Annotated in this window: 19 protein-coding genes; 4 read left to right on the top strand and 15 right to left on the bottom strand. The window is 52.5% G+C overall.

What is annotated here, in order from left to right; genetic code table 11:
- Positions 1–14 precede the first annotated feature (14 nt).
- The 5 genes from D3P08_RS09460 to sleB form a co-directional block, all read right to left on the bottom strand.
- Entirely contained in the window at positions 15–452 is a 438-nt protein-coding gene (locus D3P08_RS09460; RefSeq protein WP_119599324.1) for a thiol-disulfide oxidoreductase DCC family protein, read from the bottom strand.
- Positions 453–593: 141 nt separating this feature from the next.
- The gene (locus tag D3P08_RS27855; protein ID WP_119599322.1) at positions 594–809 is read right to left on the bottom strand and encodes a cold-inducible protein YdjO-related protein; all 216 of its coding nucleotides are present in this window, start codon (positions 807–809) and stop codon (positions 594–596) included.
- A gap of 58 nt (positions 810–867) precedes the next feature.
- A complete protein-coding gene (locus D3P08_RS09450) occupies positions 868–1,953 on the bottom strand; it encodes a lactonase family protein (RefSeq protein WP_119599320.1) in 1,086 nt (361 codons plus the stop codon).
- A 53-nt stretch (positions 1,954–2,006) separates the two neighbouring features.
- Positions 2,007–2,723, bottom strand: a complete 717-nt coding sequence (locus D3P08_RS09445) for a DsbA family oxidoreductase (RefSeq protein WP_119599318.1) — start codon at positions 2,721–2,723, stop codon at positions 2,007–2,009.
- A gap of 113 nt (positions 2,724–2,836) precedes the next feature.
- A complete protein-coding gene (gene sleB / locus D3P08_RS09440) occupies positions 2,837–3,493 on the bottom strand; it encodes a spore cortex-lytic enzyme (RefSeq protein ID WP_119599518.1) in 657 nt (218 codons plus the stop codon).
- A gap of 240 nt (positions 3,494–3,733) precedes the next feature.
- Here sleB and xerS point away from each other — a divergent pair, with 240 nt between their 5' ends.
- Positions 3,734–4,828 (top strand): tyrosine recombinase XerS, encoded by a 1,095-nt coding sequence (gene xerS, locus D3P08_RS09435; protein WP_119599316.1) that lies wholly within the window; start codon positions 3,734–3,736, stop codon positions 4,826–4,828.
- A gap of 47 nt (positions 4,829–4,875) precedes the next feature.
- On the opposite strand, the gene D3P08_RS09430 is transcribed toward xerS, so the two are convergent.
- Complete coding sequence (locus D3P08_RS09430; RefSeq protein WP_119599314.1) at positions 4,876–5,397, bottom strand: ADP-heptose synthase; 522 nt, start codon at positions 5,395–5,397, stop codon at positions 4,876–4,878.
- A gap of 172 nt (positions 5,398–5,569) precedes the next feature.
- On the opposite strand from D3P08_RS09430, the gene D3P08_RS09425 reads away from it, so the two are divergent.
- On the top strand, positions 5,570–6,562 hold the full coding sequence (locus D3P08_RS09425) for a YpdA family putative bacillithiol disulfide reductase (protein ID WP_119599312.1): 993 nt from the start codon (positions 5,570–5,572) through the stop codon (positions 6,560–6,562).
- Between the two features lie 16 nt (positions 6,563–6,578).
- Here the strand turns inward: D3P08_RS09425 and D3P08_RS09420 are convergent, their stop codons facing one another.
- From D3P08_RS09420 to D3P08_RS09385, 8 genes are all read right to left on the bottom strand, one after another.
- Positions 6,579–7,895 carry a DUF4129 domain-containing protein gene (locus tag D3P08_RS09420; protein WP_119599310.1) on the bottom strand — a complete coding sequence of 439 codons (1,317 nt, stop codon included), beginning with the start codon at positions 7,893–7,895 and terminating at the stop codon, positions 6,579–6,581.
- Positions 7,892–9,031 carry a DUF58 domain-containing protein gene (locus D3P08_RS09415; protein WP_119599308.1) on the bottom strand — a complete coding sequence of 380 codons (1,140 nt, stop codon included), beginning with the start codon at positions 9,029–9,031 and terminating at the stop codon, positions 7,892–7,894. Before D3P08_RS09415 ends, D3P08_RS09420 begins: the two co-directional genes overlap by 4 nt.
- 9 nt (positions 9,032–9,040) lie before the next feature.
- The gene (locus D3P08_RS09410) at positions 9,041–10,000 is read right to left on the bottom strand and encodes an AAA family ATPase (RefSeq protein WP_119599306.1); all 960 of its coding nucleotides are present in this window, start codon (positions 9,998–10,000) and stop codon (positions 9,041–9,043) included.
- A gap of 28 nt (positions 10,001–10,028) precedes the next feature.
- The gene (locus tag D3P08_RS09405) at positions 10,029–10,943 is read right to left on the bottom strand and encodes a polysaccharide deacetylase family protein (protein ID WP_119599304.1); all 915 of its coding nucleotides are present in this window, start codon (positions 10,941–10,943) and stop codon (positions 10,029–10,031) included.
- A 26-nt stretch (positions 10,944–10,969) separates the two neighbouring features.
- Positions 10,970–11,638 carry an MOSC domain-containing protein gene (locus D3P08_RS09400; RefSeq protein ID WP_119599303.1) on the bottom strand — a complete coding sequence of 223 codons (669 nt, stop codon included), beginning with the start codon at positions 11,636–11,638 and terminating at the stop codon, positions 10,970–10,972.
- Between the two features lie 234 nt (positions 11,639–11,872).
- Positions 11,873–13,498, bottom strand: coding sequence for an APC family permease (locus tag D3P08_RS09395; RefSeq protein ID WP_119599301.1), 1,626 nt, complete (start codon positions 13,496–13,498; stop codon positions 11,873–11,875).
- A gap of 113 nt (positions 13,499–13,611) precedes the next feature.
- Complete coding sequence (locus D3P08_RS09390) at positions 13,612–14,223, bottom strand: DUF3298 and DUF4163 domain-containing protein (protein ID WP_119599516.1); 612 nt, start codon at positions 14,221–14,223, stop codon at positions 13,612–13,614.
- Between the two features lie 98 nt (positions 14,224–14,321).
- A complete protein-coding gene (locus tag D3P08_RS09385; RefSeq protein WP_119599299.1) occupies positions 14,322–15,047 on the bottom strand; it encodes a phosphonate ABC transporter ATP-binding protein in 726 nt (241 codons plus the stop codon).
- A 161-nt stretch (positions 15,048–15,208) separates the two neighbouring features.
- Between D3P08_RS09385 and D3P08_RS09380 the strand changes: the two genes are divergently transcribed.
- Positions 15,209–15,433, top strand: a complete 225-nt coding sequence (locus D3P08_RS09380) for a hypothetical protein (RefSeq protein ID WP_119599297.1) — start codon at positions 15,209–15,211, stop codon at positions 15,431–15,433.
- A 68-nt stretch (positions 15,434–15,501) separates the two neighbouring features.
- Here the strand turns inward: D3P08_RS09380 and D3P08_RS27260 are convergent, their stop codons facing one another.
- A complete protein-coding gene (locus D3P08_RS27260; protein ID WP_162848411.1) occupies positions 15,502–15,639 on the bottom strand; it encodes a hypothetical protein in 138 nt (45 codons plus the stop codon).
- A gap of 160 nt (positions 15,640–15,799) precedes the next feature.
- Here D3P08_RS27260 and D3P08_RS09375 point away from each other — a divergent pair, with 160 nt between their 5' ends.
- Entirely contained in the window at positions 15,800–16,537 is a 738-nt protein-coding gene (locus D3P08_RS09375) for an HAD family hydrolase (protein ID WP_119599295.1), read from the top strand.
- The last annotated feature ends 8 nt before the right edge of the window (positions 16,538–16,545 follow it).

Genomic DNA, 16,545 nt, shown 5'->3' with positions numbered 1-16,545 from the left:
AACGTCGTCATATTTCATAGCTGTGTATTTAATCCGTCTTCGAGAAACCGGGACATCACTTCTTTGGTCGGCATCAGACAAACGTCCGACTTACCGAACCAGCGGTAACGATTGCGCGCTACGAGGCGATAAGCCCCATCGCGAATCGGCCTTGGAATCAGAATAAAAGCATACGCGATCCTTCGCCATCCGCCAAGCCCGCGCATAACCCGCAGCGCAGCACCGGAGCTGGTATAATATCTGCCGTTCTCCACAAGGACGAACGAATCCCAATCCTTTTCGCTCAAGCCCCCTTGCCGGAGCAGCCGGCTTCCCGCCAGAGACTGCAGCGCAGCAAAGGAAAACTTGCGCTTATGATCATGCTCTACAACGTAACGGGTGATATTCTGGCACAGATGACATACGCCGTCGATTAACAGAATCGATTGCTGAGCATCGCTCCCCTTCGCCATGACACGCCTCGCTTTCTAGCATTTACGTATTCTTATCCTACCATATTCGGTCCTGCCATGCACTGACGGCACGCGGGGCAAGTCCTAAATGAAAAAACAGGCTGCCCTTAGGTCGCATGGACCTTTGGTCAGCCTGTCGTTCTAAAACAATGATTTTGGCTTGCGCGGCTGCGATTTGGCTTTTTTCTGAACCGGCGGCAAGTGTCTCATACTGCGGAGCATCGGCCCCTTACAGATCGGACATAGCTGCTCGTCAGCGGCAAATTCGTCGCGCACCCAAGCTTTACAGTCGGGGTTTTTACATTTCCATATTTTCGTCGGTTTAAGATCTGCTTTAGAGTCGGTGCTACTTGTCACGAAATTACAAGTCCTTTCTATCTAACCTTTAGTGCTGTATATTCATTCATGCTGTGAACTACTTCAAATAGACTGGAACAACGCATACAGGCTTTGAAGCCTCTATTTCTTGCCCCGTCGCGCTCAGCATCCCGGATTCTTTATTCACCCGAAGCGTGACGATATTGTTGGCGTCGCGATTGGCAACGAGCAAATAATCGCCGCATGGCGTTAACGCGAAATGCCTTGGGTGCCCTCCGCCTGTCGGATGATGCTGGACCAGCGTCAATTCACCCGATTCAGCGTTTACAGCATACACTACAATACTGTCATGCCCGCGGTTGGAGCCGTACACGTAACGGCCGTCTGCCGAAATCGCGATTTCCGCACAGCCGTTTTCTCCCTCGAAATCCAATGGCAGCGTGCTGATTGTTTGGAACGGCTGAAGCGAGCCGGTCTCGGCATCGAAAGCAAGCCCCGTAACCGTAGAATCCAATTCGTTAATGACATAAACCCATTTCCCGTTCGGATGGAACGTCAAATGTCTTGGGCCAGCTCCTCCATGCAGCTTTGTTGCGCCATGACGGCTAAGCTTTCCGGTATCGGCATTCAGCTTGTACACGATAATCTCATCGAGGCCTAAGTCTTGAACGAGCAAATAACGGCCATCGGGACTATAGAAGCTGGAATGCGGATGAGGGCGGTCCTGCCGTTCCGGATCAACGCTTCCGCCAGCATGCTGATGAACATCAAGCAGCTCGCCGATCGATCCATCCTCCTCGATCTGTAGAAGGCCGATCATGCCGCCATGATAGCTTGTCACCGTCAAGAAACGGTTATTCTGATCCCGTTGGATGTGACAGGTTGTCCCTTGTACCGTTGCTCTTTGGTTCAAGAGAACGAGCTTCCCCTCCGACTCGTCGATGCGGAATGCCGCGGCTTCACCGATTTTCCCCCCTTCGCTGTTAATACCTTCAGCGATTGCGTATAATAATCGGCGTTCCGAGTCGACATTAACGAATGTCGGATTTTTTAGTCCGGCATAATGAGCGATTTCGGTCATTTGACCGTTTTCTTCATGAAACCGGAATAGGCGCAGTCCTTTATCCGCTTCCTCCGCATAGGAGCCGGTAATTACGAACAACGATTGTTGAGCTGCTGACACTGCTTTATTCCTCCCCAAGAGTCAGATCCTTAATATAGCCAAATCAAATGGCCTTATTCCTTATCGAGCCCCGGCACGCAGTAACCATCCGTGCATGCCGCGTCATCTCCGCCGTCTACCTGCACAAGCTCCGGATACTTCTCTTGCCATGCTTTTTGAAGCGTATCGAGAAAAACGGCAGGCGACTGCGCGCCGGACACGGCGTATTTGCGGTCGATGACGAAGAACGGTACGCCGCGTATGCCCAGGCGGCTGCCCTCTTCCTCTTGCTCCCGAACCGTACCGGCATATTCATCCGAGTCAAGCATCGACTTCACCTTTTCGCTGTCCAATCCAGCCTCCGACGCAAGCTTAATGAGGCAGTCCTTCTCGCCGATCGGATCGTTATCCGTGAAGTGGGCGCGGAATAGCCGTTCGGCCATCTCGGCTCCTCGGCCTTGCGCAGCCGCATATTGCGCCAACCGGTGAGAGTCGAACGTATTTTGGACGAGCTGCCCCTCGGTCCGGAAGGTAAGACCCACCTCTGCCGCTGTTTGCGTTACATTGGCGTTTGCGGCTTTCGCCTGCTCAATGCTCATGCCGTATTTTTGAGCCAGCATCTCATTTGTGCTTATACGCGCGCTGGAATCCGCGTTCGGATCGAGCTCGAAGCTTTTGAGCTCCGTTACGACTTGATCCTTATGTAAGAATTGCTGCAAAGCCATTTCGAACTTTCTTTTCCCGATATAACAAAACGGACATACAAAGTCCGACCATATTTCCACTTTCATGCATGACACCCCCAAAAATTAGATTACCATCATTATTATATCACGTTCAACGCCCCAGTACGATTCCGCCTCTAAACGCACAAAATCCCGCCAGCAAGCTGACGGGACATACCTTACACAGCAAAAATATGACGGCCGATCTTCGCCGTTTGCTGGCGCGACCAGATCCAGGACGAAGTCGCCGTATTCGGATTGAAGTAGTAGAGCGCTCCCCCCGTGGGATCGTAACCTCGAACCGCATCCAGGGCCGCCATATAAGCTTCTTTATCAGGAGTCATATAATATTGACCATCCGATACGGCCGTGAAGGCTCCTGGCTGCTCGATTACGCCTCTAACGGTATTCGGGAACTTCGAGGATGCCAGGCGGTTCATGACAACCGCGCCAACCGCCACTTGACCTTCATACGATTCGCCTCTAGCTTCGCCGTATATGATCCGAGCCATCAGATCGAGCTCTGTCCGGTTAACGGATACCTTCTTCAGCATCGCCCAAGTATTGGCTCCCGCTATACCATCAACAACCAAGCCGTAATCGCGCTGGAATTTCGCAAGCGCAAAACGGGTAGCCGGTCCAAAATAATCCGTTATATCCGTTTCAAAGTAACCTAATGTTTTCAAGCGATATTGTAAATCCGGCACATCGTGACCGGTTTCTCCATAGGATAACGTTTGCGGCGCTGCCGCATGCGCGGCCGGCGCTGACACGCCAGTAAAGATTGACAAGAATAGTGCAGCGCTGACCGTTAGTGTCGCCCATTTCTTTTTCATCATATATTTCCTCCTTTTCTCGATGATCGGCTTGTAAGAGTGTAACATAATTCTATTAATTTATGTAATACATATTTCCTAATTACATATAATTACCTTTCTATTATGAGAATTATGAGTTATTTCATGAAAGAATGTTTATTATTTTTATACTTTTAATTTAGCAATTCCATTTCTATTGTCCAAAACTAAAACCGTTGGTACAATACGTATAAAAGAGATAGACGAGGAGGTCAGCCGATGAATATCATCAAGTTGAAGGACCGCGAGGAGCTGGACGCCAAGCTGCCCGCCATGCCGTGGTATATCGAGCAATTTATTAATTACAAGCTTCCCGACCTCTCTCCTTCTTCTTTAGTCGAATACATAAGAGACTACGAGACGTTTCTAAAGTGGCTGATCAGCGAAGGCTTGTCGTCAGCGGCTGCTCTTAAGGACGTGCAGCTGCAGGAGCTCGAGACGTTAAAGATGGAAAGCATCGACAATTATCGCATGTTCCTTTCGACCTATAAGCCGGAACGGAATAACCGTACGACCATATCAAGAAAGCTCTCCTCCCTGCGTTCCCTCTTTCATTATTTAAGTCAAATTGCGGAGGACGACGATTTTTACCCGCTGCTCAAGCGGAATGTTATGGCTAAGGTGTCCATTAAACGTACGCATAAACCGAAGGATACGGCGGCAAAGCTAGAGGGGAAGCTGCTGCAGGAGAACGAAATCGCGGAATTTCTTCACTACGTTAGAAGCCATTACGGCGTGGAAGTCGCTCGGAACAAGCAGGCCGTCTATTCGTACGAGTTAAATAAGACGCGCGACGCTTGCATCATTAGTCTCATTCTTCATTCGGGCCTTCGCGTTTCCGAGCTTGTTAATTTGAACGTGGACGACCTGGATCTGAAAAAAAAGCTGTGCTACGTCTATCGGAAAGGTAAAAACGACGATACCTTCAAGACGCCTGTGTATTTCCGGCAGGATGCGATCGATGACTTGCAGCAGTATCTCGAACTCAGAGAAACACGGTATAAAGCGCCAAAACGCGAAAAGGCGCTATTCCTCGCCATCGCCAACGGCAGCCGAGAAGGCTCGCGCATGACCAAACGTGCGATCCAAGCGATGGTCATCAAATACGCCAAACGGTTCGGCAAGCCCTATCTGTCCGTGCATAAGCTCAGACATTCCTTCGCCACCGATTATTATTTACAGAACGACATTTACAAGACGCAGGAGCAATTAGGACACGCGTCCCCGGAGACGACGCAAATCTACGCTCACCTGACGGACAAAACGATGGCCGAAGCGATCGATCGGCGCAGCAAAGAAGGCAAGCCGGATTAGGGTCTTGAACCCTAAACCGCTTGCCTTCTTCTATTGAACTTGATTTTCTATATTTCCAAATCAACCGAAGAGATGCCCTCTTCGACCGCAAATTCGAAATCCTCAATATCATAGACTTGAACGGGAACCTCCGCGTCGATCAGCTTATCCTGAAATTCGAATTGATCGGATAATAGCGGGATATTCAGCTTCATTCCCGTTAACAGAAGCTCCGTCTCGATCGGATCGAACCGTTCGCCGTATTGCGCATTATCGATCGCATTCACGACGGTGAACTGAATATTTTCGTCCAGCAGCAGCGGAGCGCTTTCTCTCCACGGCACTTGAAGCGCTTTTTCAATCTTTTTCCGGTTTAAGGAATCTTCGAAAAATTGGATCAGTTCGTTTATTTTCATCTTCACATGTCCATCGTCATCGGGATTGTCCATAACCGGATCTGATCCGTCTCTCATATCGTAAAGCTCCGCGATGGACGAATAAGGCACAACATAATCGACTGGACGACTCGGCACGAGCAGATGTCCATACGTCGCTACCATTACTGCCTCAATTACAAACCGTCTACGCATGGTCTCTCCCCCTGAATGTTACTGGTTAAAGTTGCGCTTCCACCTTATTATACAATAAACTGTCGGCGGTACAAGACAACAACCGCTGTTTGCACTGGCTCGGCTGTCCAAGTACAATGACATTATCGTCATTATTTGCATATTCTTTTAGATTTCAGGAGGATTCTAGCTTATGTCAAAAATCTCCACAACCCAAGAGCATACCATTATTATCGGCGGAGGTCCTTGCGGTCTTGCGGCGGCTATCGAGCTGCAGCGCGCCGGCATCGTGCCTCTCGTTATAGAGAAGCGCAACATCGTGCATTCCATTTCGCAATATCCTACCTATATGCATTTTTTTAGCTCGCCCGAGCTCCTCGAAATCGGAGACATTCCCTTTACAACGGCAAGCGAGAAGCCATCTCGGCTTGAGGCGCTTCATTATTACCGGACCGCGGCTCAGCGGCATCAATTGCGTATACAGCCATATGTCGCGGTTACCGCAATTCACCGTGTAGACGGAGGGTTTATGCTGGATGCGCAGGACCGTTTCGGCGATCCGTTAACTTACCATTGCCAGCATGTCGTAATCGCCACCGGATACTTCGATCACCCGAATATTCTGAATATCCCGGGCGAAGAGCTTGATAAGGTCAGCCACTTTTTCCGGGAGTCCCACCCTTATGTCGGTATGGAAGTCGCCATAATCGGGGGGAGCAATTCCGCAATTGACGCCGCTCTGGAATTGGAGCGCGTAGGCGCCCGCGTCACGGTTATTTATCGGGGCGAGCATTACTCCTCCAGCATCAAGCCATGGGTTCGCCCGAACTTCGAGAGCAAGGTGGCCAAAGGCTCTATCGCGATGCGCTTCCGCTCCAAAGTAACCGAGATTCGCCCGCGCGACATTACGGTTGAGTCTCCTGAAGGAACAGAAACGATTCCGAATGATTTTGTTCTGGCACTGACAGGCTTTCATCCTGACCGCGGCTTCCTCACGGCTTCCGGCGTAACGATGGAGGAAGAAGGTTATCCTACGTTCAACGAACAGACCATGGAGACGAACGTCCCCGGCATTTATTTGGCCGGAGTCGTAGCATCCCGCCACGAGGCGAATGAAATTTTCATTGAAACCGGGCGCTTCCATGGCCGGAAAATTGCGGCGCATATGCTGGAGCTCAAAAAATAACGGCACACGGATGCCGTTATTTTCTTTTACGCTCATGTTCCAGCCTGATTCGGTGCTGAGATACGGCTTCGCCTGAAGGCTCCCTTTCGCCATACCGCGCTTCTTCATAAAGCTGGATAAAGCTGCTCTGCTCGTTCGTCAGCCGTTCCCCGGCAGAAGCTCCCGCTTCCAGAGCCGTTTCCCTCGGGCTTAAATAAGGCTTCGCTTCATATCCTCTCTCCCGTTCGGTCTGAAGCCATGTTTTATAAAGATAACGGATCCGTTCGGCATTGGATGTAAGCTCATCCCAGCCTGTATCGCGGGTCTTCTCCCTTCGCGAGCGTTTGCGCCACTGAAATTTCGAGTCGACCAGGCTTTCGACCTCGTCCGTATAAGCGCCCTCCTCCTCTTGCTTTAACCGTTCTTTGGAGGACAGCTTCTGAATGAGCGCCAATATCCCTCGATATACGTATTTGACAAAGAGGTAAATGACCGCAATTGCTGCAGCGGCAACCAGCATGTAGGCAGCCACTTGGAGCACAAGCTCCAGCATGTTCATGAACCAGGACTCTTTCTGCGGCTCCATAGGAGGAAGTCCTTGCGGCTCCGGCATCGGCTCCGGCTCCGGGGCCTTTGGAGGCTCCTCCTCTATCCCGCTGAACAGCGATTGGAAGAAGGAACGAAGCGTTTCCTCCACCCATTCGCGCAGCTGGCGAAAAATCATTAGAAAACCAATGAGGCCCAGAAGCAAGCCGATCCAAAGCCGATTCAAACGTTTCGAAGCTTTCAAAGTGGGCGAGTTGTGGGCATCCACCGATTCCGAGTTCAAATGACGCTCATTCGCCAAAATAAAAAACAGCAGGATTGAAACGACTGCACCGATATTCCAAACGAACGAATAGTCGGCAAGCTCTTTGAGCGCTAGCAGCTTGATCGGCTGCATCGCGATATAGGCTCCTACGCCGATGACCATATGAAAGCTGCTGAACGCAGCGCTCCAGCCAGCTCTCCACTGGATGAATCCCCGGTCTGCAAACAAAGCTCCAAGCAGTCCGCACGCCGCAATGGGTACGAGATCCCATTCCGTACCTGTAAGGACGGCTGTTAACAAACTATGGGCGAACCCTAGAAGAAGCGCAAGCAGCACGCGGACGAAGACGCGAATCCGGCTGTTCTCGCGCAGAATCGCGGCCCATGCGCCGTATACGATCGGAAGTGTTATGATCCACCAGAGCATCTGAGAAGCCGGCAGCAAATAATGAGAAGCGGCAAGAGCAAGCGGCAAATAAAAGACCAGCTCCACATAAGCTCTTACGAGTGACAGCCAAAGAGAAGTGCGCCTATTGTTCATCATGCGCTCCTGCCTCCTTCGACTCGGGAAGCTGTCAAGTCCGCTTCGAAATCAGACTGTCGTTCCTCAGCCAGCAATTCCCACACCGTTACCGAATTGCCATTCGCCCGAAGCCGGATTGCAGCGTCTTCAAGCTCTTCGTTCCAGTAGCTGGAGATGACAAGCACATCCCGGTTGGCATAAGCAAGCAGCGCTTCCCTCTCCAGCAGGGACAAAAAGGGTTCGGTACGAGTCAATTTCAGCCGAGCCATCGCTTCATAAAGCGCCGTCAAATGCTCGTATCCGCGATCAGGCTCGATCCGCGCGCTTTCTAAGCTTCCCGCAAGCGGCATATTGGCGGTAAAGCCTACCTCCATGCCTTGTGAGATCGCAGCTTCGGCCGCGCCGGCAGCCCATTCAATTCCCTGCTCGATCAGCTCTTCATTCGAAACGGACCTCCACATGCCTTCCGCATCGTCCACATTCACAATTAGCATGATGTTTCGGTCCGCCGTGTAATCGTATTGATGCACCTGCAGCGTTCCCGTTCTTGCGCTCGCTTTCCAATTCACCTGCTTCATCGTATCGCCCGGCTGATATTCGCGCGCCCCCGCAACGACAAACGGATCCGGCACAATAAACCGGCGGACGGAATGCTCGCCCTGCCAGCTCCTTGTCGGAAGCTCGCGGAACGGCACCTCCGCCGGCTTCGGATAAACGATCAGTTCCCCCTCAAGCGGGATCTGCGTATGCCGATAAGTATTGCCGAGAAGATCGCCGCCGGTCAGCGTGACCGTGCTTAAGCTGTAGCAGCCGCGCCGAAGCGGGGTAATCCGGTGCGTTCTCGTTACCCGGGTGTAACCGCCGAGACTGAAGAAGCTGCGGTGGTTTTGATACAGCTCGCCTCTGCTTACGTCAAAGTTTTCGCCCTTGCGAAAGCCCAGGTGGGCAGACAATTGAGATTCGACGCGAAGCCATGGAACCGGGAGCCACTTCCTGTTCTCGAGCTGCTCGACAAGCTCGATTTCTTCCCCGCGGACACAGGTTTTTTGACGGAACTGACGCTTGTAGGTAAGGCGCCTTAAGACGAGCTTTCGGAATAATAAGCTTTGTCCGTAGAGGACCGCAGCCGACGTCAAGACGAACCACAAAATAAACATCGTGTCGGGCTACCTTACCGACAGACCGGCTTCAGCCGGCACGACCGTCTGGCGGATAATTTCATCGAGCACTTTTTCGGCTTGTCCTTGCGCGCGCGACAGTCCGCGCATCGCGAGACGGTGACAAAGCGCCGGCTTGACCATGGCTTTCACGTCATCCGGCGTTACATAGTCCCTTCCCCTCAAAATCGCATGCACCTGCGCCGCCCGAAGCAGCGCTTGACTGCCGCGCGGACTAACCCCTACCGCCACGTCGTCGCGAGCCCTAGTAGCCTCCACGATTGCCAGCAAATAACGCAATACGTCTTCGGATATTTTTACGCTGGGATAAGTCCGTCTTGCCGTTTCGATTTCCTCTGGTCCCGCTACCGGCTGCAGCTCCGACAGCGGGTCGCGTTCCTTGAAACGCTGCAATAACCGCAAGCCTTCCTCCGTCGAAGGATATCCCATTTTGATTTTGAACAGGAACCGGTCGAGCTGCGCCTCAGGAAGGGGGAAAGTGCCTTGATGCTCAATCGGATTTTGCGTGGCGATAACCATAAAAGGCAGCGCCAGCGCCTTTGTCTCGCCGTCGATGCTGACCTGGCGCTCCTCCATGCTTTCCAGCAGACTGGATTGCGTGCGCGGCGTCGCCCGGTTAATCTCGTCTGCGAGCAGCAGGTTCGTGAACAAAGGTCCCGGGCGGAACTGGAAGTCGCCGTGCTTCTGATTATAGAAGTGAATGCCGCTTAAATCCGATGGGAGAAGATCCGGCGTAAATTGTACGCGTTTGAAAGCAAGCGACAGCGACTTTGCGAACGACTTCGCCAGAACGGTCTTGCCGGTCCCCGGCACATCCTCGAGCAGCACATGTCCGGAAGTAATTAACCCGATAAATAATAGCTCGATCACTTCTTCCTTTCCTACGATTACTTCACCGATATTCCGTTTCATTTGTTCCGCTAACGATTGTACGGCTTGAAATGACATGTCTCGAAAGCTCCTCCGCCAATAAATTTTATGATTTGCGCTCGCGCTGAAGCTTCTGCAGCTCGCGCCAGCGGATCAGCTTAATGCCTTGAGCGTCAAGCTCCGCGCGTATTTCAGCGTCGCGGAATATCTCCAATTCCATCCCTCTTTTGGCTGGCTGGCCGTGGAACGCGAGCAGCTCCTCCGTCACATGAGAAGGGTGAATGATCAGCTCGGTCACGCCTGGCTTTAAACGCCCCAGAAGCGCCTTCATGTCGGCCTTGAACGTATCATACGTTTCTCCAGCTTGAGCATGGAATGGAAGTCCGACCAAATAATCGAGGATGACGACGCCTTTGGAATCGGCCAATGCGGCAATCGCGCGCGCCTGTTCTTCCATTTCCTTCGGTGCGACGCCTCCGTTCTCCATAAACAAATAGCGCGGCAGGCGGAACGGCAGACCGTAGTAAGCGCATACATCCAGCACCTCAGACATAAAGTGCTTCCCTGTCTCAAGCCCGTAAAGACTTCCCATATGGTTGTCCGCATGAGTCGGCTGCATGCCCAGCTTAAGCGCCCTTTCGATCTGGCTGATGAGCTCGCGCTTCACCTGACCGGCCTCCGCGTGCTCCTCGACGCCTCGCGACGTTTGATAGAAATAGCCTTCCTCCGTTACGAGGGACGACACGTCCGCATCGTTTGTAACCGGCCCCCATTTATAAGCGTCCCACTCGCTCGTCAGCGTCAGGTGGATGCCCACGTCATATTGCGGATGCGCCGCGCTCCACAGCGCGGCCTCTCTCGCCCACCCGCAAGGCAGCATTAAGGTTGCCGAGCTAATCGCTTCCTCCAATAGCAGCTGCTGTACAGCGCTGTTGACGGAATGGCATAAGCCATAATCGTCGGCGTTGACCAGCAGCAGCTTATCGTCTTCCCCGTATCCCAATGCTTGTGCTAAACGCATCGCTCGCTCCTCCTTCACGGTTCACTCTAGTTATTCCTTAGCTTGGTTAATCGATTTTGCAATTGCTCGCGCCAGCTGAGCGCCAGCTCGGGAACGGCGATCAGCTTCTCGATGGAGGCGATGTCGTGTTTATCCCGGTGCATCACACGGTTGGCCTCCGATATCGTAATTTGCAAGGCATGGCGCTCAACAAGCGTGAATCGGTCTCCTTGCTTGACCTTGCCTTCTTCCAGCACGCGGAAATAAAAGCCGGTGTAGCCTGTTAAGGCAGACCGAGCCGGCAGCGTCGGCAGCTCATTGCGCAATCCCAGTTTAAAGCACGGCTGCCTCGGCTGGCTCACCTGAAGCGTCGCGCTGCCTACCGTCACAATATCCCCGATAAAAAGATCGTCCTCCGTCCAGTCCGTTATCGTAAAGTTTTCTCCGAACGAACCGTTCGATAAGGGCTTGCCGTATTCCTCCTGCCAAAACGGATAGCGCGCCGCAAAATAAGCGCATACCGCTTTATCGGGTCCCCCATGATTGATCGTATCTCCTTGCCCGTCGCCTTCAACGCCCAGCTTTCCAACTCGGCAAGGCTCAGCGGTTGCCGATTTAAATATGCCGCTGAGCACCTCTTTGGAGCCGTGCTTCAGCATGCGCGGAATGCCTACCTGCAGCGATGCCAGGTTGGCGGTTGTCTCCACAGCTCTCATATCCGTACGTCCTTTCTATCATTCTCTTATTATTGTTTACATTATAAACGCTGTAGACAGAAGATGGCAAAATTAAGGTTAGAACTCAACTATTAATGCCGCTAAATTTAATTGCCGTCCGCTGCCACGACCGCTATTCGACACTTTCTCTTCGTCTTCATCCCAACGCTGTCGAAACCGTTTAGTTTCTGTCCGTTATTGCGCTTCCCCGGGAAATGACAAGCCGCCGTCTAATCATTTCCCATAGATTGATCGTATTTCCAAGGCCGTGACGGCAAGCAGCAGGACAGCCGCCCCTATCGCAGCGGAAGGATCAAGCAGCAGAGCGGCAAGGACTGCGGTTGCAACCAGCCACAGGAAAGCGGCGCCGTGGGCGGGCAGGCTCCATTTGCCAAGCTGCCACGGGGCGCTGCTCCATCTTTGTTCGACGCTATAATCAAGCCGATTGTAGGCCCGGCTTTTTTTCATCAAAGGGGCAAAACGGACGAATCGCAGACCGATTGGAATCGCATACGCGGCATGCAGCGCCACAACGGCGAATGCGAGAAGCGGCAGCATCGACTCATTCGGGCGAATGAACTGCGCTAGAATGAGCAGCAGGACAGCAATGGCAGCGCATAGCCACCCCCCGACAAGCGGAGCCTTCGCCTTTGCGGACACTTTTCCGATTCGGCCTGCTAACGGCAGCGCCCCCTCGCGGGCAAGTCCGAACAAGGCTCTCGAACACACCGACATCGAATGAAGACCGCTTCCCCACAAAGAAACAAGAATGAGCAAAACGATAATCGGCGAGCCTCCGAAAGCAGAGCGAGCGCTTTGCATAAAGGTTTCCACGCCCGCGAGTCCAGCGCGCCAGCCGGCGGATTCGGATATCCCTCCGGTTCCGCCAAGCGAGCTTATCGTAAGCGACATGAATGTCAGGAGCATAATTCCTGCCAGAAACGTATAAGCCGTAGATAAAAAAATGCCCCAAGGCACACGAATGCGGGGTTCGATCGTTTCCTCCGCACCTTGCGAAGCGCCATCCATGCCGAGAAACAGCTTCATAAGCAGCAAAAGACCGATCCAGAAGGAGCCTCCGCTCACCTCGCCGGTCAGATCAAGCGTTTGAAGCTCGTACAGCAGCGCCGGCGAATATTGGCCGGGCCAGAACAACAAGACAAGCCCTGTGAGCACCGCCAAGATAATGCTCAGCTGCAGCCAGAAGCCTGCCGCATGCACCCACTTTAGCCATACTGCCCCCCAGTGATGGACAACCGTATGCGAGAGCGCGGTTGCAGCTGCAATTCCCCAGAAACGCATGCCCGAAATGTCATCGCCCCAGACGGAGGCAGCGGCGCTGTCCACGATATAGGCGAACCCGCCAAGCATAACGGCATACACGGCAAGGTGGCCTGCGGCATGGAACCAGCCCGCCCTCAGTCCCCAACGCCTGCCTCCAAGCTCGAACGAAGCGTAATAAAAGCTGCCGGCAACCGGATAGGCGGATGACATCTCAGCGAGGCACGCGCTCACGCATAAGTAGAACAGACCAAGAATGGGCAGTCCATATCCGATGATGGATAATCCGCCGTAATGCAGCGCAGGACCGAACAAAAGAGCCGATCCGCCGATCAGCGCCATCGTCCCTGAGGATAATCCTAAGGCCGACAGGCCCCCTCCCCTTCTCCCGAGCAGCTGCGATAATCCGAAACGCTGCTGCAAATCGCGCTTGTCCTGCCACTCTTGTATATCCTTGCCGTATCGGATCATGCTTTGGTAGCTTGCCGCTCGCAGACCTTTCTGCGCATTCGCGGCCAGCGCAACAATGAATGCGCACACAACGCCGCATAATAGAAATCCTATACAAACCGCTAACATGTCCACACCTCCCTAACCTACTTTATGTCAGGGAGCCTGCGAGCATGCTGACCCAAAAGGAAAGGGATCTCCCGGCAACGGTGAGCACCCTTGTCGAGAGATCCCTATTCTTCTTAATCGCCCGCGAGCATTGGGCCTAGCGGACCGTCCTCCGCGATAATATCCTGCAGCTCGAACACTGATATGGGAAAATATAAAAATCCGTACACATAAGCCGCAAGCTCATAAAGCTGAAAATACACGACGAGCGCCCGGTCCGCAATGTAAAAGGACTGGTCGGGCTGAATGCTGGTGAACGGCTCTAGCGGCGTTATATCGCGGGCTTTAATCCCAGCCGCTACATATGCGCTGATGCGCCCCACATAATCGCTGCCCGGCTTGAACAGATCCTTCAGCTCATAGGTCTGCCCCGTAGACGCTCTAAACGTAAGCGAGCGCTGCAGCGTCATGCCGTGCGCTCCCCCGGTATACGCGTAATTGTAGAGCGAGAGACTGAATACGTCCTTTTCGTTAGTTTTCACTTCGAAATAACCGAGCATCTCCGCACGCGGGTCCTCAAGACTTCCTTGGCTGTTAACAAGCTCTTGGACCGCTCGAAGAATCGTTTCGTTTATTTTCTGATCGGCTGCAGAAGAAGCCCCGCCGCTCACATGCGGGATCGAAAATTCCGCTTTGGGGAAAGACGCCTTTGCGGTCTGAACAACTAGAGGCGTTGACATCGGCATATGCGTTCGCACCATCCTGTTTCGTTAGATGGTTTTAGCTTATGCGCCTCCGCGTTCGTCCCGTGCGTACGCTGCAAAGTATTTCGATATGCAAATGATTATAAAAGCATTTTTTCCCGTTCGGTCAGTCGTCTGCCATAAACGTCCAGCACCAGCTTGCCCGCGTTTAGTCCTAATATCCGGTCCGCGTAACGCTCCGCCCAATCGCCTTGGTGGAGGACCGCAATGACGATGAGACCCTCGTTTTTGCAGAGCGCCTTCAGCTCGCTTAAGACGGCGTCCGCCGCATGCGGGTCAAGACCGGACACCGGCTCATCCGCAACAATGACCTTCGCGCCGTGCACAAGCGCCCTCGCGACCGCCATGCGCTGGCGCTCCCCGCCGCTTAAATGCTTCGCCTTCGTATGCGCCTTATCCAGCAAGCCCCGTTTTTCGATCAAATCCATAGCGCCCATATAATCGTCGTTCCGCACCATGCCGGTCCACCGGCGCCACGCAGGCGTTTGATTGACCGAACCGATAATGACATTTTTAAGACCGGTTTTCTCCGGATAGAGGAACGGCTTCTCCTCCAAATAAGCAACCTGCTGCTTCACCTTCTGCTTCGCCAGCCAGCCTTCCTTAAGCACGTCTTTACCGTTAAACATATAGGTGCCGGAGCTCCAGCTCTCCTGCAGCGCCAAACATTTGAGCAGCATCGATTTGCCGCTTCCGCTGCTTCCTTTCACCGCGATAAAATCGCCCTCATACGCTTCAAAGCTAATATCGTGAAGTACCTTTGGACCGCCCGGGATCCGTTTGGACAAGCCTTTTATTCTCAACATGTTCCGCACTCCTTCTCAATGCCTGAAAACGCTTCTATGAATCTAGTTTACGGTAAATAAAAAACACTTTCCACCCGAACAAATGTTTGCTATAATACAAATAAGAACAAATGTTCGCAATCATGAAATCATTTTACGATCATAAAGGAGGCTTGATCATCATGAAATCCAACTGTGAAAACTTTCGTTACGTAGAGAAGGTCCGTCCCCATCGGGATCTAACCTTCAAATTTTATCGGGACGGCCGTCTTGTTATCATCGACAACGACACAGAGGAGGTGATCAAGCCCTCAGACTTGCGTGGAGACAGCCGCGATTTCTACGTCCGCAGACGCATCGCCTTTATTAAGAACCAGCTGGCCGAATCCCAGCTGAAATACGCTTAATGATGAAGAAGAGGAGAACCGCTTTGGAACGGTTCCCCTCTTCTTCGTTTACCGCGGAGCAGCTCTGCTTACGGCAAATTTTTATTAATTTTGTTCAAGCTTGGCGGGCGTTTCGCGAATTTGTTCATTTTCAGCGTAATCGCTTCCGACTTCATACGGGAGAAGCTTTGCTGCTCATGCGTCGTTTGGCTTTTATTGAACGGCAATCCGATCACCTCCACTTACATTATGCGGCAGGGGAAGGCGTACTATGCTTGGCCGGTCCTAGTCCGCCTATGGATTGGCGTTCATTGACGAAGGACGGGTTTTTGAGGTAGATTGGTCATACAGTAAATATGAGCCAGCTTGCCTCAAAGGAGAATAAAGATGAAGCAACAGATCCTGTTCGATCTTGACGATACATTAATTTATTGCAATAAATATTTTTTCTTTGTCGTGGACCAGTTTGTTGACGCCATGAGCACTTGGTTCGCGGGTTCTCCGCTTGCGACGCCTGGATCAATCCGTGATAAGCAGACGGAGATCGACATCGCGCTTGTCGGCCATACAGGCTTTAAAAGCGAGCATTTCCCACAATCCTTCCAGGAGACATACCGCTACTTTTGCGACTTGACCGGAAGGAAGCGTTCCAAGGCGGAGGAGGATTTTCTGTGGAAGCTTGGACTTAGCGTATACGAGCATGAGACGGAACCGTATCCCCATATGGAACATACGCTTGACGAATTAGCTTCAGCCGGTCATGAGCTCCATTTATATACGGGCGGCGAGCCTCTCATCCAGCAGCGCAAGATCGACCGGATGGGACTCGAGCGTTACTTCAGCTCGCGCATCTATATTCGTCAGCTGAAGAACACTGACGCGTTAGAGCAAATATTGAAAACCGGCAGCTTCGACCGGGAACACACCTGGATGATCGGCAATTCAATCCGAACCGATGTCGTCCCGGCCTTAACCGCCGGCATTCATGCCATTCATATGCGGGCGCATGACGAATGGCAGTATAATATGGTACAAATCGACGTCAAGCCGAAGGGCGCATTTTTTACACTTGACCGCTTGAAGGACGTCCCTGATACAATCCATCGATATGTGAACAGAGACTAAGGACGAAG

Source organism: Paenibacillus nanensis, from assembly GCF_003583765.1.
GTDB lineage: Bacteria > Bacillota > Bacilli > Paenibacillales > Paenibacillaceae > Pristimantibacillus > Pristimantibacillus nanensis.
Note: the sequence above shows the minus strand (reverse complement) of the source record. Positions and strands in the feature narration are given on the sequence as shown.